The sequence below is a fragment of the Pelomonas sp. BJYL3 genome (assembly GCF_027257975.1).
Taxonomy (GTDB): Bacteria; Pseudomonadota; Gammaproteobacteria; order Burkholderiales; family Burkholderiaceae_C; genus Roseateles_B; species Roseateles_B flavus.
This window is the reverse complement of record NZ_JANZKX010000002.1, coordinates 426,968-443,225: the sequence shown is the minus strand read 5'-3', so window position 1 is coordinate 443,225 and position 16,258 is coordinate 426,968. Positions and strand designations below refer to the sequence as shown.

10 protein-coding genes are annotated in these 16,258 nt (G+C 69.3%); 5 read left to right on the top strand and 5 right to left on the bottom strand.

Annotated elements, in window-relative coordinates:
• Nucleotides 1-152: 152 nt before the first annotated feature.
• From O9Y01_RS07620 to O9Y01_RS07605, 4 genes are all read left to right on the top strand, one after another.
• Entirely contained in the window at nucleotides 153-860 is a 708-nt protein-coding gene (locus tag O9Y01_RS07620; RefSeq protein WP_269630936.1) for a helix-turn-helix transcriptional regulator, read from the top strand.
• Between the two features lie 324 nt (nucleotides 861-1,184).
• Nucleotides 1,185-2,660 carry a M20 family metallopeptidase gene (locus O9Y01_RS07615; RefSeq protein WP_269630935.1) on the top strand — a complete coding sequence of 492 codons (1,476 nt, stop codon included), beginning with the start codon at nucleotides 1,185-1,187 and terminating at the stop codon, nucleotides 2,658-2,660.
• Between the two features lie 125 nt (nucleotides 2,661-2,785).
• Nucleotides 2,786-5,962, top strand: coding sequence for a bifunctional diguanylate cyclase/phosphodiesterase (locus O9Y01_RS07610; protein ID WP_269630934.1), 3,177 nt, complete (start codon nucleotides 2,786-2,788; stop codon nucleotides 5,960-5,962).
• A 54-nt stretch (nucleotides 5,963-6,016) separates the two neighbouring features.
• Nucleotides 6,017-7,276 (top strand): THUMP domain-containing class I SAM-dependent RNA methyltransferase, encoded by a 1,260-nt coding sequence (locus O9Y01_RS07605; protein WP_269630933.1) that lies wholly within the window; start codon nucleotides 6,017-6,019, stop codon nucleotides 7,274-7,276.
• On the opposite strand, the gene O9Y01_RS07600 is transcribed toward O9Y01_RS07605, so the two are convergent.
• The 5 genes from O9Y01_RS07600 to O9Y01_RS07580 form a co-directional block, all read right to left on the bottom strand.
• Complete coding sequence (locus O9Y01_RS07600; RefSeq protein WP_269630932.1) at nucleotides 7,236-8,429, bottom strand: MFS transporter; 1,194 nt, start codon at nucleotides 8,427-8,429, stop codon at nucleotides 7,236-7,238. The two genes, O9Y01_RS07605 and O9Y01_RS07600, sit on opposite strands and share 41 nt — an antisense overlap.
• 72 nt (nucleotides 8,430-8,501) lie before the next feature.
• On the bottom strand, nucleotides 8,502-8,792 hold the full coding sequence (locus tag O9Y01_RS07595; protein WP_269630931.1) for a hypothetical protein: 291 nt from the start codon (nucleotides 8,790-8,792) through the stop codon (nucleotides 8,502-8,504).
• Nucleotides 8,793-8,823: 31 nt separating this feature from the next.
• Complete coding sequence (locus O9Y01_RS07590) at nucleotides 8,824-9,552, bottom strand: 16S rRNA (uracil(1498)-N(3))-methyltransferase (RefSeq protein ID WP_269630930.1); 729 nt, start codon at nucleotides 9,550-9,552, stop codon at nucleotides 8,824-8,826.
• 71 nt (nucleotides 9,553-9,623) lie between these two features.
• Nucleotides 9,624-10,166, bottom strand: coding sequence for a hypothetical protein (locus tag O9Y01_RS07585; protein ID WP_269630929.1), 543 nt, complete (start codon nucleotides 10,164-10,166; stop codon nucleotides 9,624-9,626).
• A gap of 61 nt (nucleotides 10,167-10,227) precedes the next feature.
• A complete protein-coding gene (locus tag O9Y01_RS07580) occupies nucleotides 10,228-11,901 on the bottom strand; it encodes a long-chain-fatty-acid--CoA ligase (RefSeq protein ID WP_269630928.1) in 1,674 nt (557 codons plus the stop codon).
• A 345-nt stretch (nucleotides 11,902-12,246) separates the two neighbouring features.
• Here O9Y01_RS07580 and O9Y01_RS07575 point away from each other — a divergent pair, with 345 nt between their 5' ends.
• Entirely contained in the window at nucleotides 12,247-16,257 is a 4,011-nt protein-coding gene (locus O9Y01_RS07575; protein ID WP_269630927.1) for a CHASE domain-containing protein, read from the top strand.
• The last annotated feature ends 1 nt before the right edge of the window (nucleotide 16,258 follow it).

Sequence of the window (16,258 nt, the reverse complement as noted above, 5' to 3'; positions counted from 1 at the left end):
ATGTATGCAAGGGGGTTTGCATTGAGCAACTAACTCCGAGTCTGGGCCGGAGTCTCCGTCGCGGCGGGTCGCATGCCTACTGGTAAGCGTTACAGATCACCGGGACTACCAAGACCGGCACAATTTGGCCTAACTGCTTGGAGTTGCCAGCCATGTTGCACAACGACTACCTCGGCGTCATGTCCGCAAGAAATGAGGACGAGTTCCGGACGGAGATCGTTCGATTTGCGCAGAACCTGGGCTTCAGAACCGTCGACACTTTGACGGTCGTGGATCATGAAAACGCGGAATCGGAATTCATCTGCGTGGACAACATTGGTAATCCGGACTGGAACGCAATCGACTCCAGCTACTGGAAGCGCGATCCGGTCATGCAACACTGCAAAACAAGCAGCGTTCCCATCGTCTGGGGCACCCGCAACTACCGTTCGCCCCTGGTAGCTGACATCTACGATCTTTTCTCAGCCTACGGACTCCGATCTGGGATCAGCATCAGTTCGCATTTGCAAGGTGGGCGCCACTTTGCTTTTTGCGTCCACACAGATCATGACCTAGAAGCAGATACCCGCCATGTTGCGCATGCACTTCCACATTTGCAGCTGTTCGCGGCTCATGCGCTTGACACGGCATTTCGCCTGTTCCTCCCTCCAGAGAACTTGACCATCGACAAGCTAACACCTCAAGAGGTAGATGCCTTGAGTTGGACCCTTGAAGGAAAATCGACTGAAGAAATCGCTGCCTTACTGAATATCACCGAAGACTTGGTGAAACTTTGTTTGCGAAAAATCGCTCAGGATCTTGGTTGCATGAGCGAACATCAGGCGGCTCTCAAAGCGCTGAGACTGGGCATCATTTTTTGACCATTTGAGGAGCGGCAGGTGGACATTCGCCAAGACAATTGCAGTTCTGACAAGCCTGAGGTGGCGCCAGCGAGCCAGCCCTCGGTGCTAACTGACGAACAGCTGGAGTGGGTCTCGGGCGGGGAAGGAACGGACAACCCAGCTTCACAGCCCCCGCAGCCCGGCCCTTTGCCAGGTTGGTAAGCCGCGGATTGTTTCCTCCTGCCGTGCTCGTACGTGATGGAGGTGCATTTCATTTCGCAGCCCCGGGCCATACCTAAAGCGCGGGCAGGACCACCCTCCTAGAATAGCTGGCTCGCGGCCACCAGCCGCCAGGAGACCGCCATGAACGCACGTGACCCCCACCTGCCCCTGCAGGCCGACGAAGCCAGCAGCCTGGGGCAGTTTGCCGCCCAGGTCTGGGACGAGGAAATCGTTCCTGCCCTGACCGACTACATCGCCATCCCGGCCAAGAGCCCCATGTTCGATGCGGACTGGGCGGCCCACGGCCATATCGAGGCCGTGCTGCGCAATGCCGCGAGCTGGGTGGAGAGCAAGAAGGTGGCGGGGCTCAAGCTGGAGGTCATCCGCATTCCCGACCGCACACCGGTGATCTTCTTCGAGGTACCGGCCACCAAGGCGGGCTGCGAGGACACCGTGCTGCTGTACGGCCACCTGGACAAGCAGCCCGAGTTCAGCGGCTGGCGCTCCGACCTCGGCCCCTGGACGCCCAAGTACGAGGACGGCAAGCTCTACGGCCGTGGTGGCGCCGATGACGGCTATGCCATCTACGCCTCGCTGACGGCCATCATGGCCCTGGACCGCCAGGGCATCCCGCGCCCGCGCTGCGTGGGCCTGATCGAGACCTGCGAGGAGTCCGGCTCCTACGACCTCCCCGCCTACATCGACCTGCTCAAGGAACGCCTGGGCAATGTCAGCCTGGTGGTCTGCCTGGACAGCGGCGCCGGCGACTACGACCGCCTGTGGCTCACCACCAGCCTGCGCGGCAACGTGACCGGCACGCTGAAGGTGGAGGTGCTCACCGAGGGCATCCACAGCGGTGACAACTCCGGCGTGGCGCCCAGCAGCTTCCGCATCATGCGCCAGCTGCTGGACCGCCTGGAAGACGCCAAGACCGGCCATCTGCTGCCGGCCGACTTCCATTGCGACATCCCCGCCGACCGCATCGCGCAGGCCCAGACCACGGCCGACATCCTCGGCGCCGAGGTCTACAAGCGCATGCCCTGGGCCTGCGGCGCGGACGGCGGCCCGGTGCTGCCCGTCACCACCGAACCGCTGGAGGTGCTGCTCAACCGCACCTGGCGCCCGACGCTGTCGGTGACCGGCGTGGACGGCATGCCGCCCATCAGCAATGCCGGCAATGTGCTGCGCCCCTTCACCGCCTTCAAGCTCTCGCTGCGCCTGCCGCCGCTGATCGACGGCAACGAGGCCGCACTGAAGCTCAAGGCCCTGCTGGAAGACAACGCGCCCTACAACGCCCGGGTCAGCTTCGTGCCGGACGGGCGTGCCGGCGCCTACGGTGCCACGGGCTGGAACACGCCGGACCTGCAGCCCTGGCTGTCCAAGGCCGTGGCGGAGGCCAGCCTGCGCCACTTCGACACCGAGGTCGGCTACATCGGCCAGGGTGGCACCATCCCGCTGATGGGCATGCTGCAGAAGGGCTTCCCCAAGGCCCAGATGATGGTCTGCGGCGTGCTCGGCCCCAAGAGCAATGCGCACGGCCCCAACGAGTTCCTGCATGTGCCCTACGGCAAGCGCCTGACGGCCGCCGTGGCCCAGGTGATGGCCGCCCACCCCTGAGCCGCTGCGCGAGCAGCACATCACGCCTCCACCGTTGACGAAGCGGCGGTGGAGGTGGAAATTGACCAACATCAAGCCTCGGCCACCTGGCGCTCGCTATGGTGGCCAGTCTTTGCGCCATGGTCATGCAGTCCCCCCCTTCCTCCGCTGCGATCTCGGCCGACCGGCCGGCGCCCGCGGACGCGGCCCTGTCGGCTGAAGGGTCGGGCAGCACACGCTTCAGGCCCTGGCATGCCTGGCTGTGGCTGTGCCTGGGCCTGATGTGCACCTGGCTGCTGCAGGGGCTGTGGCTGCTCAATGAACGCCAGGTCGCCCGCGCCCATGAAGGCGAAAAGCTGCAGAGCCTGGTCCAGACCCTGGACGGCATCGTCTCTCAGCAGCTGATCGCCATCCAGGCCGCCCTGCAGACAGTGGACGCCGAGTACCCGCGCTGGCGCCCGGCACACAAGCAGGCCGACGGCGAATCGATGCTCCAGACCCTCACCCGCGCCATGCCCGGCGTGCGGCTGCTGCTGGTCGTCGATGCCGGCGGCCGTGTGCAGGTCTCGTCCATGCCCGAGCTGCTGGGCCGTGACGTCTCGGACCGCCCCTATGTCCGCCAGAGCCGGCGGCATCCGCAGGAGGGGCTGCTGCATATCACCCCGCCGTTCCAGACCCTGCTGGACGACCGCAGCGTGGCGCTGGCCCGCACCCTGCATGACGCCGAGGGCCACTACCAGGGCGTCATCGTGGCCAGCCTGGACCCCGACTACTTCTCGCTGGTGCTGGCCACTGTCCAGCCCTCGGAGGACACCTGGGCCGCCATCGCCCATGAGAGCGGCGCCATGTTTGCGGTCCAGCCCCATGTGGAGGACTGGATCTCCCGCAATGTGCTGGACCAGCCCGGCTCGGTGCTGGAGCACCACCTGCGCGGCGGCCTGCCGGCCAGCCTGCACCTGCAGCAGTCGCGGCTGAGCCATGACCTGCGCCTGGTGGCCGCGCGCACCGTGTCCCCGGAGGGTCTCTGGCTGGATCAGCGCCTGTACGTGGCCGTCGGCCGCTCCATGCGCAGCGTGGAGGGCTTCTGGCGGCGCCAGCTGTACAGCGCCGTGCTGGCCGGCGCCGCCCTGGGCCTGCTGTCCACCCTGGGCCTGTTCTTCTACCAGCGGCGCCGGCGCCTGGTGGAGCTGCAGAGGCGCCAGCAGCGGCGCAGCGAGCGCGACAGCGCCGCCCGCACCGCCCTGGCGCTGGAGGGCGCGGCTCTCGGCCTGTGGGACTGGAATCTCGTCAGCGGCGAGACCCGCTTCGACAGGCGCTGGTGCGCGATGCTGGGCTATTCCCCGCACGAGATCGAGGACCATGTGCGGGCCTGGGAGGATCGACTGCATCCGGACGACAGGCCCGTCGTGCAGGAACAGCTGCAACGCTACCTGTCCGGCGCGCTGTCCCAGTACACCCAGGACTACCGCCTGCGCCACCGTGACGGCCACTGGGTCTGGATCCATGCCAACGGCCGCATCATGGCGCGCGATGCCGAGCGCCGCCCCACCCGCATGGTCGGCACCCACATGGACATCAGCGCGGCCAAGCGGGCAGAGGCGCAGCTGCAGGCCCATGCGCAGCACACCCAGGCGATCCTGGACAACATGGTCGACGGCATGATCACCATGGACGCCAAGGGCCGCATCGACGCCATCAACCCGGCCGCCTGCCGCATGTTCGGCTACAGCGCCGAGGAACTGGTGGGCCAGCGGGTGGAGCTGCTGATGCCGGAGGCCGAACGCCCTCACCATGCCGGGCATGTGCGCCGCTACCTGGACACGCAGGTGCCGCATGTGATCGGCATCGGCCGCGATGTCAACGGACGGCGCAAGGACGGCAGCATCTTCCCCATGAGCCTGGCGGTCTCGGAGATCCTGCAGGACGGCGAGCCGCTGTTCATCGGCCTCACCCGCGACATCACCGAACGAAAGAAGGCCGAGGCGGAGATCGAGCAGCTGGCCTTCTACGATTCCCTGACCGGCCTGCCCAACCGGCGCCTGCTGCTGGACCGCCTCAACCAGGCCCTGGCCATCAACCGGCGCAATCACCGCCACGGCGCGGTGCTGTTCATCGACCTGGACAACTTCAAGGCCCTCAATGACACCCTGGGCCACGGCATGGGCGACCGCGTGCTGGTCGGCGTGGCGCGCCGCCTGCAGGCAGCCCTGCGCAGCGAGGACACCATCGCGCGCTGGGGCGGGGACGAGTTCGTGGTCGTGCTGCACGACCTCGGCCAGAACGCCGAGGTGGCGGGCCTGCATGCCGAAGCGGCGGCCGAGAAGCTGCTGCGCGTGCTGGGCCAGCCCCATCAGCTGGACGGCCACCAGCACCACAGCACGCCCAGCATCGGCATCGTGATCTGGGGCGGGGACACCGGCAGCAGCGAGGACCTCCTCAAGCATGCCGACCACGCCATGTACCAGGCCAAGGCCGCGGGCCGCAACCGCCTGTGCTTCTTCGACCCGGCCACGCAGGCCGCCATGGCCGAGCTGACGGCCCTGGAGGCCGACCTGCGCCAGGCCATCGACTGCCAGCAGCTGGAGCTCTTCTACCAGGCCCAGGTGGACGATCGGGGCCTCATCGTCGGTGCCGAGGCCCTGCTGCGCTGGAACCATCCGGTGCTGGGCTGGGTCTCTCCGGCCCGCTTCATCCCCCTGGCCGAGCACACCGGCCTGATCGCCCAGCTGGGTGAATGGGTGCTGCAGCAGGCCTGCGCGCAGCTGGGGCTGTGGGCGCGCGAGCCGCACATGGCGGGGCTCACGCTGGCCGTCAACGTCAGTGCGCACCAGTTCCGCCAGAAGGGCTTCCTCGGCTTCATGCAGCAGCTGCTGGCCCGCAGCGGCGCGCCCACCGACAAGCTCAAGCTGGAGATCACCGAGAGCGCCCTGGTCGAGAACGTCGAACAGGTCATCGCCCTGATGGTGGCCCTGCGCAGCCTGGGCCTGCATTTCTCGCTGGACGACTTCGGCACCGGCTACTCCTCGCTGGCCTATCTCAAGCGCCTGCCGCTGGACCAGCTCAAGATCGACCAGAGCTTTGTGCGTGACCTCGTCACCGAGCCCAATGCCATGGCCATCGCCCGGGCGGTGATCCAGCTGGGCGAGAGCCTGGGGCTGGACGTGATCGCCGAGGGCGTGGAGACCGATGCCCAGCGCCATGCGCTGCAGCAGCAGGGCTGCCATGCCTTCCAGGGCTATCTGTACGCTCGCCCGCTGGCCCTGCAGGACTTCCAGGCCCTGGTGCAGAGCTGGCCGGCAGGCACGCCGCGCGCCGGCGGATGACGCGGGGGCCGGGGGACCTGGGACAATAGGCGCTTTGCACGCCGAAGTCCCGCCATGTCCCGCCCTGAAACGCTGTACCTCTTCGTCTCCTGCCCCGGTGGGGTGGAGCCTCTGCTGGAGGAGGAGCTGCAACGCATCCTGCCGCGCGGCCGCATCCACGCGATGCGCGGCGGCTGCTCGGTGCAGGGCACGGCGGAGGACGTCATGCAGATCAACCTCGAGAGCCGCCTCGCCCAGCGCGTGCTGGTGGAGCTGATCGAGGGCGGCTACCGGCACGAGGACGACCTCTACGTGCTCGCCCGGCGCGTGGACTGGGACCGCTGGATCGGCCCGCAGCACACCATCCGTGTCGACACCACCGCCCAGCGCTCGCCCCTGCGCAGCCTGAACTTCGCCACCCTGCGCATCAAGGACGCCATCTGCGACGCCCTGCGCGATGCCACCGGCGAGCGCCCCAGCGTGGACACCCGCGCGCCCGACCTGCCCGTGGTCCTGCACCTCGGCGAAGACCGCGCGGCGCTGTACGTGGACACCTCCGGCGAGCCCCTCTTCAAGCGCGGCTGGCGCGTGGACAAGGGCGACGCCCCGCTGAAGGAGACCCTCGCCGCCGCCATGCTGGCCGCGGCCGGCTGGCGTGGCACGCCCGAGACCGGCGGCGCCCTGCACGACCCCTGCTGCGGCTCGGGCACCATCCCGGTCGAGGCCGCGCAGATCGCCTGCGGCATCGCGCCGGGCATCCAGCGCCGCTTCGCCTTCGAGCGCCAGCTGCCCTTCCAGCCTCTGCGCGCCCGCTGGGCCGAGATGAAGCAGGCCGCCCAGGCCCGCGTGCACCCGCCGGCCGTGCCCATCTTCGCCAGCGACGTCGCCTTCCGCATGGTCGACTTCGCCCGCCGCAACGCCGAACGCGCCGGCGTGGCGCAGTACATCCAGTTCAATGGCGGCGACGCCCTGGAGCGTGCGGCGCCGAAGCTGCCCGAGGGCATGCCCGGCACCATCATGATGAACCCGCCCTACGGCGAGCGGATCGAGGTGCGCGGCAAGGCAGCGGCCGTGCGCGAGGCCAGCGGCTCCGAGCAGCGCGATGCGGACGACGACTTCTTCCCCCGCCTGGCCGCCCACTGGAAGCGCAGCTACACCGAGAACCCCGCCGGCTGGACCGCCTGGCTGCTGTGCCCGGACATGAAGCTGCCCACCAAGATGCGGCTCAAGGAAAACCGCCGCGTGCCCATGTGGAACGGCCCCATCGAGTGCCGGCTGTTCCGCTTCGACCTGATCAAGGGTTCGGCACGGGAGAAGCCGCGCGCTGCTGAATGAGGCGGCGCGCGCCCACCGCCAGCGCCAGGCCGATGAGGGCCAGCGGCAGCAGGGAGCCCAGGGCCATGCGCTGCCAGCCCCCGGCCGTCACCAGAGCGCCGGAGCTGAAGGCGGTGAGCGTCATGGTGCTGTTGATGCAGACCTCCATGGTGGCCTGCGCGCGGGTCTTCTCCTCGGGACGGTAGGCCCGGGTGAAGAGCGTGGTGCCGCCCACGAAGAGGAAGTTCCAGCCCACGCCCAGGGCCAGCAGGGCGCCCAGGAAATGGGTCAGGTCTTGCCCTGACAAGGCAAAGCCCACGCAGACCAGGTTCAACAGCAGCCCCGTCGCCATCACCGGCAGCACGCCCACGCGCTGGATCAGGTGGCCGGTGAAGAAGCTGGGCGCGAACATGCCCAGCACATGCCACTGCAGCACGAAGGTGGCGTTGTCGAAGGGCAGGCTGCACTGCTTCATCGCGATGGGCGTGGCGGCCATCAGCAGGTTCATCACTCCATAGCCCAGAGAGCAGGCGGCGATGGCCACGAGGAAGAAGGGCTCCTCCCGCATCAGCTGCTGCCAGGAGCGGCCCGTGGCCGCGCCGGGCTGCGACTCGGCCAGGGGCGGGAAGGGAATCAGCGAGACCACCAGCAGGCTCAGCAGCGCCACGCCCACCAGGGCCAGGTAGGCGCCGGCGAAGGGCTGCACGAGCAGGTCCCGGCTGAACTTGGCCAGTGCCGGCCCGGCCACCGCGCCCAGCAGGCCGCCGGCCAGGACCCAGGAGATGGCGGTCTCGCGGCGCGCGGGCTTCACCAGCTCGGTCGACACGAAGCGGTACAGGCCCGCGCTGGCGTTGTAGTAACCCGCCAGCAGCGTGGCCAGCACCACCAGCCAGAAGCTGCGCTCGCTGACCGCAAAGGCCGCCAGCGAGCAGCTCATCACCGCCACCAGCGCCGCCAGCTGGAAACCGCGCCGCCGCCCCCAGGCGCGCTGGTGCCGCGCCACCAGAGGCGCGAACAGGGCCCCGCCCGCCACATAGCTGCACACCGGCAACGTGGCCATCCAGGGCACGGGCGCCAGGGCCAGACCCACCAGACCGTTGATGGCGATGAAGGTGACGTTGTTGGTCAGGAACAGACCCTGGCACAGGGTCAGCAGCATCAGCGCGGGGTTCATGGCGGCTTTCGGGGGGCGGGGCAGCGAGGCTAACACCAGACACGGCTTTCTGTCCGGCCCGCCCTTGGGGCCCTAGTCCCCGACGAAGTAGAGCGCCTGCCCTTGCAGCGCCGACTTCAGCAGCAGGGCATACAGCGCCAGCATCGCCGGGGACTCCCTGTTCAGCGGCGAGACCAGGGCGGTGGCCAAGTGCCGGGCCAGCGCTTCGGCGCGTTCGGCGTCGATCTGGAAATCGCGATAGAAGTCGAAAGGAATGCCATGCCGCTGCAGGAACTCGACAAGTTCCCAGCGTCCGGCAAAGTCCCGCTCACAGAGCTGAAGGCACAGCTCGCTGTGGCGGGAGCCCAGGTACACGTCCAGCATGGGTGGATCCAGCGGCGTCGGAACCGGCCGCTCAGGCCTGCTGCAAAGCCACCCAGCCCAGCACGGCCAGGGGGGCGGTGTCCGCCCGCAGGATGCGCGGCCCCAGCTGCAGGGCCTCGAAGCCGCGATCGCGGGCGGCCTGCTCCTCGGCGGGGCTCAGGCCGCCCTCGGGGCCGCTGAGGACCAGGGTGGGCTGGGGCTCGCCGGCGGCGCGCTCGTGCAGGGGCCGGGCGGCGGTGGGGCTCAGGAGCCAGCGGCGGGCGGGCGCCGTCGCGTCCAGGCCCGCCAGCCAGGCGGCGAGGGTCTGGACCGGGTGGATCTGGGTGACGCAGGCCCGGCCGCACTGCTCGGCCGCGGCAATGGCCACGCCCTGCCAGTGCGCCTGCTTCTTCTGCGCGCGATCGCCCTGCAGGCGCAGGACCGAACGCTCGCTCATCAGGGGCTGGATGGCCACGGCGCCCAGCTCGGTGGCCTTCTCGACGATGCCGTCCATGCGGTCATTGGCCGGCATCACGACGCACAGGGTCAGGGCCGTGGCCAGCTCGCGGTTGACCAGCTGGCGGGCGTGCAGCTGCACGCGCACCTCGCTGCGGCCCATGGCGGTGACTTCGGCCTGCCATTCGTCGCCCGAGCCGTCGAACAGGGTCAGGGGGCTGCCGGGCTGCAGGCGCAGCACCTGCACATGGCGGGCGGCGGCAGCGGGCAGGCACAGCTCGGCCGGGCCGGCCAGGGGGATATCGACGAAGAAGCGTGGAGGCATGGGCAGGGTTCAGGGAAAGGTCGCCGGAACCCGCCAGTGTGCCAAAGAAGCCGAGGCGCCCCGGGCGAGGCTCAGTGCATGCCCATGGCGCGCTTGACCTGCTCGGCCAGATCATCGCCCTGGGCCTCGCGCACCATCTCGACGAAGCGGCGGGCGTAGTCCTGCAGCTCGGGCAGGCCGCTGCAGCGCTCGACCTCCAGCACCACCTTGTAGCCCTTCATCAGGCCCAGGTACTGCTTGGCGTGGCGGGTGAGGTAGGCGTAGAGCTGCTCGTAGTCCAGCTGGGGGTCGCCCCCCGCGGCGGCGGCTGCGGGCGCCGGTGCCGGCACGGGCGTGGCCGCAGGCGCCGTGCCGAAGGCCGGGGCGAAGGTGGCGTCCGCGGCCGGCGCGGGAGCCGGCCCCAGTGCCGCTCCCGCGGCCCGGATCAGGCCGAGGTCCAGCAGCTGCTGCACATCGGCTTCGGTGCTGCCCTGCACCAGGCCCAGCCACTGGCGGGCGGACTTGCTGGCATCGATCACCAGCAGCAGGTTGCGGGTGGCGCGGGCGTTGACGAGCTGGCGCACCTTCATTTCAGCGCGGCCGGCGTCGGTTTTCTGATAGCTCTGGTCCAACACGGCAAAAGTCTCCTGGGCGGGAGCTTACGCGTTACCCAGAAGACCCACCGTCGGGAAAGTGCTACTTTTTGTCCCGCAGTTCGCGACGCAGGATCTTGCCGACCGGGGTCTTGGGCAGGTCGGTCCGGAACTCGACGATCTTGGGGCGCTTGTAGCCCGTCAGATTGGCTTCGCAGAAGGCGCGGACATCGGCCTCGCTGACGTTCGGGTCCTTGCGCACGATGACCACCTTGACCGCCTCGCCGGCCTTGTCGTCCGGCACGCCCACGGCGGCGCACTCGAGCACGCCCGGCATCTGGGTGATGACGTCCTCGACCTCGTTCGGGTAGACGTTGAAGCCGCTGACCAGGATCATGTCCTTCTTGCGGTCCACGATCTTGAAGTAGCCGCGCTCGTCCATCTGGCCGACGTCACCGGTGCGGAAGAAGCCGTCCGCCGTCATGACCTTGGCCGTCTCGTCCGGGCGCTGCCAGTAGCCGGCCATCACCTGCGGGCCCTTGATGGCGATCTCGCCGGTGCCGCCAGCGGGCACCTCGTGGCCGTCGTCGTCCAGCAGCTTCATCTCGGTACCGGGCACGGGCAGGCCGATGGTGCCGGTGTAGGACTTGGAATCCGTCGGGTTGCAGCTGGCCACGGGCGAGGTCTCGGAGAGGCCGTAGCCCTCGCAGATCGGGCAGCCGGTCTTCTCCAGCCACAGCTTGGCCGTGGCCTGCTGCACGGCCATGCCGCCGCCCACGGAGATCACCAGGTGGCTCCAGTCCACCGTGTTGAAGTCCTTGTGGTTGGCCATGGCCATGAAGAGCGTGTTGACCGCGGGCATGCTGTGGAAGCGGTGCTGGGACAGCTCCTTGAAGACGCCCGGCAGGTCGCGCGGATTGGGAATCAGCACATTGCAGCCACCCGTGTGCATGGACAGCATCATGTTCGTGGTGAAGCCGAAGATGTGGTACAGCGGCAGCGCGCAGACCGACACCACCTGCTCGCCCTGCGGCACCTTCGCCAGGGCCGGCAGGTACCAGGCCTCGCACTGCATCACATTGGCCACGAGGTTGCGGTGCAGCAGCACGGCCCCCTTGCTGACGCCGGTGGTGCCGCCGGTGTACTGCAGCACGGCGATGTCGGTGGACGCCACCTTGGGCGTCTTGTAGGACTGGCTCCGGCCGCGGGACAGGGCGTCGTTGAAGCGCACGGCCTGGGGCAGCTCGAAGGCCGGCACCAGCTTCTTCACCTTGCGCACCACGTAGTTGACGATCAGGCCCTTGGGGAAGCCCAGCATGTCGCCCATGGAGGCCAGCACCACGTGCTTGGTCGGCACGTTGTTGATGACCTGCTGCAGGGTGGCGGCAAAGTTCTCGATGATGACGATGGCGCGGGCGCCGGCATCCTTGAGCTGGTGCTCCAGCTCGCGCGGGGTGTACAGCGGGTTGACGTTGACCACCACGAAGCCGGCGCGCAGCACGGCGGCCACGGCCACCGGGTATTGCGGGAGGTTGGGCATCATGAGGGCGACGCGGTCGCCCTTCTCGAGGCCCAGGCCCTGCAGATAGGCCGCCAGGGCGCGGGAGGCCTCGTCGATCTGGGCGAAGCTGAGGGTCCGCCCCATCAGCTTGTAGGCTGGCCGGTCCGGGTACTTCTTGAACGCAGCGTCCATCAGCTCGACCAGGGAAGCGTACTGCTCCGCATGGATCTCAGCCGGAACGCCTGCCGGATAGCTTTTCAGCCAGGGTTTCTCCATTGTTGTCTCCATATCGTCGCGCCGATTCTCCCCGAGGCGGCAGGGCGTGCGATCAGGGGATTCGATAGCGAAACTAGAGAGAAACCCCCAGATCGCACAGTCGTGACCTGTCAGGGATGCTGGTATCAGCTGCAAAAAATGTCACAACCCTGGCGAGACAAGGTCCGCCGGCCACGCTACCCTGCGGTCTCGGATGGCCCGGACCCGGGCAGCGCAGGCCCTAGCAGCAGGCGCGCCAGAGGTCACAGGGAGAGACAGCGGCCAATCCGAGCAACTTGGTTCCATGGTGGCAGGGCGGCACCGACAGGGCGTCGATCTGCGCATCCGCTGATGCAGGACTGAGCGATGAAGCCTTGGCATGCCGGCCTGGCCGGCCCCTTGCTCGTGATGGCGCTGGGCATCGTGCTGGCGACCTGGGTGGACCGCCGCCTGGCCGATCAGCAGCGCGCGCAGCGGGAGCAGCGCCTGGCCAGCACCACCGAAACCGTGCTGGACTCGCTGCTGGAGCGCATGCGCACCTACGAATTCGGCCTGCGCGGGGCCCGTGGCGCCGTGATCGCGGCAGGGCCGGAGCTCATCAGCAGGGAACGATTCCGGAGCTATATGGACTCGCGGGACCTCGACCGCGAGTTTCCGGGCGCACGGGGCTTCGGCATGATCCGCCGGGTGCCGCGGGAGGGCGAGGAAGCCTTCCTGAGCGCCGCGCGCAGCGATGGCTGGGCCGACTTCGCCATCCGCCAGATGGCGCCCCATGCGGGCGACCGGCTGGTCATCCAGTACCTGGAGCCCGTGGCCGGCAACGCCGAGGCCGTGGGCCTGGACATCGCCTCCGAGCCTCACCGCCGGGATGCCGCCCAGCTGGCCATCGACAGCGGCCAGGCCATCCTCTCCCGCCCCATCACCCTGGTGCAGGCCAAGGGCAAGTCCAGCCAGGGCATGCTCTTCATCCTGCCCATCTACGGCCCGGGACGCCCGCTGGAGACGGTCAGCGAGCGGCGGGCGGCCGCCTACGCGCTGTCCTTCAGCCCGCTGGCCATGGACGAGGTGCTGCAGCAGCTGGGCGCCGTGCCCAGGGGCCTGCTGCTGCGCATCCGCGATGCCAGCCAGGAGCCCGGCTCGCCACCCCTGTTCGCCTCGCCCCGCTTCGAACAGGCCGTGCTCGACGGCCCGCAGCTGCAACGCAATCTGGCGGTCTACGGCCGCCCCTGGCAGATCGAGGCGGCGGTCACGCCCGAGTTCATGCCCGAGACCGACGCCCTGACCCCGGGCCGGGCCGCCTTCCTGGTGCTGCTGGGCGCCGCCCTCATGGCCCTGCTGCTGCACGTGGCCTTGCTGGCCCTGATGCGCCGGCGCCTGGCGCAGGCCGGCATGGAGCGGCTGGCGGCCATCATCGAGGGCTCCAGCGACGCCATCATCGGCAAGGACCTGCAGGGCCGCGTGACCAGCTGGAATCCGGCGGCCGAGCGCATCTTCGGCTACACCGCGCAGCAGGCCCTGGGTCAGCCCATGACGGCGCTGGTCATCCCCGAGGAGCAGGTCCCCGAAGAGCGGCGCATCCTGGAGACCATCGCGCGGGGCGAGGTCGTGCCGCGCTTCGACACCGTGCGCCGGCGCCGCGACGGGCGGCTGATCGACGTGGCGGTCACCGTGTCGCCCGTGCGGGACACCAATGGCCGCGTCATCGGCGCAGCCAAGACCGCGCGCGACGTCACCGACGAGAAGCGGCACGACGCCCGCTTCAAGCTGGCCGTGGACGCCGCGGGCATCGGCATCTGGATCTGGCAGCTGGGCGACAACCAGCTCTTCTGGGACGAGCGCATGTGCGAGCTCTACGGCCTGCCGCCCGAGCAGCGCCAGCACGGGCTGTTCTACGACTACTGGCGCACCCATGTGCACCCGGACGACATCGCCGAGGCCGAGCGCCAGCTGCAGCGCCTGGTCCGCGGCGAGGGCAGCTATGCGCCGGTCTTCCGCGTGACGCTGGACCGGGGCGGCGTGCGCTGGATCAAGGCGGCCGCCATCCTGGAACGCAACCGCCTGGGTCAGCCCGTGCAGGTGGTGGGGACCAACCTGGACATCAGCGCCGAGATCGAGGCCAAGCTGCGCGTGCAGGAGCTCAACACCGACCTTGAAAGCCTCGTGCTCAAGCGCACGGCGCAGCTGCAGGACGCCGTGGTGGCGGCAGAGCAGGCCAACCTCGCCAAGTCGGCCTTCCTGTCCAACATGAGCCACGAGATCCGCACGCCGCTCAACGCCATCCTGGGCCTGGCCTACCTGCTGCAGCAGCAGCAGCTGACCGGCGAGGCCGGGGAGATGGCGGGCAAGATCCACGGCGCCGGCCAGGGCCTGCTGGCCATCGTCAACGACGTGCTGGACTTCAGCAAGATCGAGGCCGAGCGCCTGGAGCTGGAGCAGGCGCCCTTCCGCCTGGCCGACGTGCTGGACAACCTCGCCTCCATCATGGCCCCGGTGCTGGGCACCAAGCCGGTGGAGCTGCTGATCGGCCATGCGCCGGCCGGCGCGGAGTACCTGGTGGGCGATGCGCTGCGCCTGGGCCAGGTCCTGACCAACCTGCTCAGCAACGCGCTCAAGTTCACGCCCAGCGGCGAGGTCATGCTCAGCGTGCAGCGGCTGGACGATGGCGAGGCCGAGGGCGTCCCGCGGCGCCTGCGCTTCAGCGTGCGCGACACCGGCATCGGCATCCCGCGTGACAAGCAGACCGTGATCTTCGAGGCCTTCAACCAGGCCGACAACTCCACCACGCGCAGCTACGGCGGCACCGGCCTGGGCCTGGCCATCAGCTCGCGCCTGGTCGCCCTGATGGGCGGCGTGCTGACCGTGGACAGCGAGCCCGGCCGGGGCAGCGAGTTCAGCTTCGAGCTGAGCCTGCCGGCCGCCAGCACCGACCTCCCCGTGCACCGCAGCGGCGGCGGGCTGTCCGTGCTCATCGCCGACGACCACGACCTCGCACGCCAGGTGCTGCGCCAGACCGCCCAGGGCCTGGGCTGGCGCGCGCAGACCGTCGACTCCGGCGAGGCGGCCCTGGCCAGCCTGGCGCAGGCCGGCGACGGGCCCTACGACGTGCTGGTGCTGGACTGGCGCATGCCCGGCCTTGACGGGCTGGAGACCGCGCGCCGCATCCGGGAGCAGCACCGGGAGGTCGGGCAGTGGCCCATCATCGTGATGGTCACCGCCTACGACCGCAACGAGCTGCGCGGCCAGGACACCGAGTCCCTGGTCGACGCCGTGCTGACCAAGCCCGTCACCGCCTCCAGCCTCTACGACGCCGTGCTGGCCGCCCAGGGGCATCGCGGGCAGGTCGAGCACCACCCGGGCAGCGAGCCCGGCCAGCCTCGTCTGCAGGGCTGGCACGTGCTGGTGGTCGACGACAGCGACATCAACCGCGAGGTCGCCGCCCGCATGCTGCAGCGCGAGGGGGCCACCGTCATGGAGGCCGAGGATGGCCGCGCGGCGCTGCAGCGCCTGGAGGGCCGCGAAGAGGTGGACGTGGTGCTGATGGACATGCAGATGCCCGTGCTCGACGGCTATGCCGCCACGCGCGCCCTGCGCCGCAATCCGCGCCATGTGAGCCTGCCCGTGCTGGCGCTGAGCGCCGGCGCCTTCAGGGAGCAGCGCGAGCGGGCGCTGGCCGCCGGCGTCAACGGCTTCGTGGCCAAGCCCTACACGGCCGATGAGCTCGTCCGCGCCATCCTCGAGGTCCTGGAGGCCCCGGCCGCCGCCATCCCCGCGCCCGGCGCCGCGCCCCAGGGGGCGGCCCCGCTGCTGCTGAACCGGACGCGCGGCCTGCAGTCCTTCGGCGACGAGCCGGCCTGGCAGGCCGCCCTGCTGCGCTTCTCGGCCGCCTACAGCCACAGTGCCGACGAGCTGCCCGACGACAGCGAGGCCCGCGCCGCCTACGCCCACAAGCTGCGCGGCGCCGCCGCCCTGCTGGGACTGGAGCAGCTCGCCGCCACGGCGGCCCGCCTGGAGATCACCAGCATGGATCCGGACCTGCAGGACGAAGCTGCCGCGGCGCTGCAGGCCTTGCAGCAGGCCATCGGCCAGGCCTTCCAGCAGATCGAGGAGCTGATGCCCGATGCCGCGCCCACCGCCGCCGGGCCGCGTGCAACGCCCGGGCCCCAGCCGGTGGCAAGTCCTGACCCCAGCCACCTGCGCGAGGCTCTGGACAGCGACGACTACGACAGCTTCGCCCAGGCCCTGTCGCAATGCCAGGGCAAGCTGGACCCCGAATTGCTGGCCGCGCTGGACCGCTGCCTTGCGAGCTACGACTTCCGTGGCGCCCGTCTCATCTTCGATGCCGCCAGCCGCGGCCCCGTTCTGGAAAGGGAGAGCTGAA

Bases quoted from the DNA above. Each gene is read 5' to 3' on its own strand.
- O9Y01_RS07620 (WP_269630936.1), top strand. From the start codon at position 153: ATGTTGCACAACGACTACCTCGGCGTCATGTCCGCAAGAAATGAGGAC.
- O9Y01_RS07615 (WP_269630935.1), top strand. From the start codon at position 1,185: ATGAACGCACGTGACCCCCACCTGCCCCTGCAGGCCGACGAAGCCAGC.
- O9Y01_RS07590 (WP_269630930.1), bottom strand. From the start codon at position 9,552: ATGCCTCCACGCTTCTTCGTCGATATCCCCCTGGCCGGCCCGGCCGAG.
- O9Y01_RS07600 (WP_269630932.1), bottom strand. From the start codon at position 8,429: ATGAACCCCGCGCTGATGCTGCTGACCCTGTGCCAGGGTCTGTTCCTG.
- O9Y01_RS07610 (WP_269630934.1), top strand. From the start codon at position 2,786: ATGCAGTCCCCCCCTTCCTCCGCTGCGATCTCGGCCGACCGGCCGGCG.
- O9Y01_RS07580 (WP_269630928.1), bottom strand. From the start codon at position 11,901: ATGGAGAAACCCTGGCTGAAAAGCTATCCGGCAGGCGTTCCGGCTGAG.
- O9Y01_RS07595 (WP_269630931.1), bottom strand. From the start codon at position 8,792: ATGCTGGACGTGTACCTGGGCTCCCGCCACAGCGAGCTGTGCCTTCAG.
- O9Y01_RS07605 (WP_269630933.1), top strand. From the start codon at position 6,017: ATGTCCCGCCCTGAAACGCTGTACCTCTTCGTCTCCTGCCCCGGTGGG.
- O9Y01_RS07575 (WP_269630927.1), top strand. From the start codon at position 12,247: ATGAAGCCTTGGCATGCCGGCCTGGCCGGCCCCTTGCTCGTGATGGCG.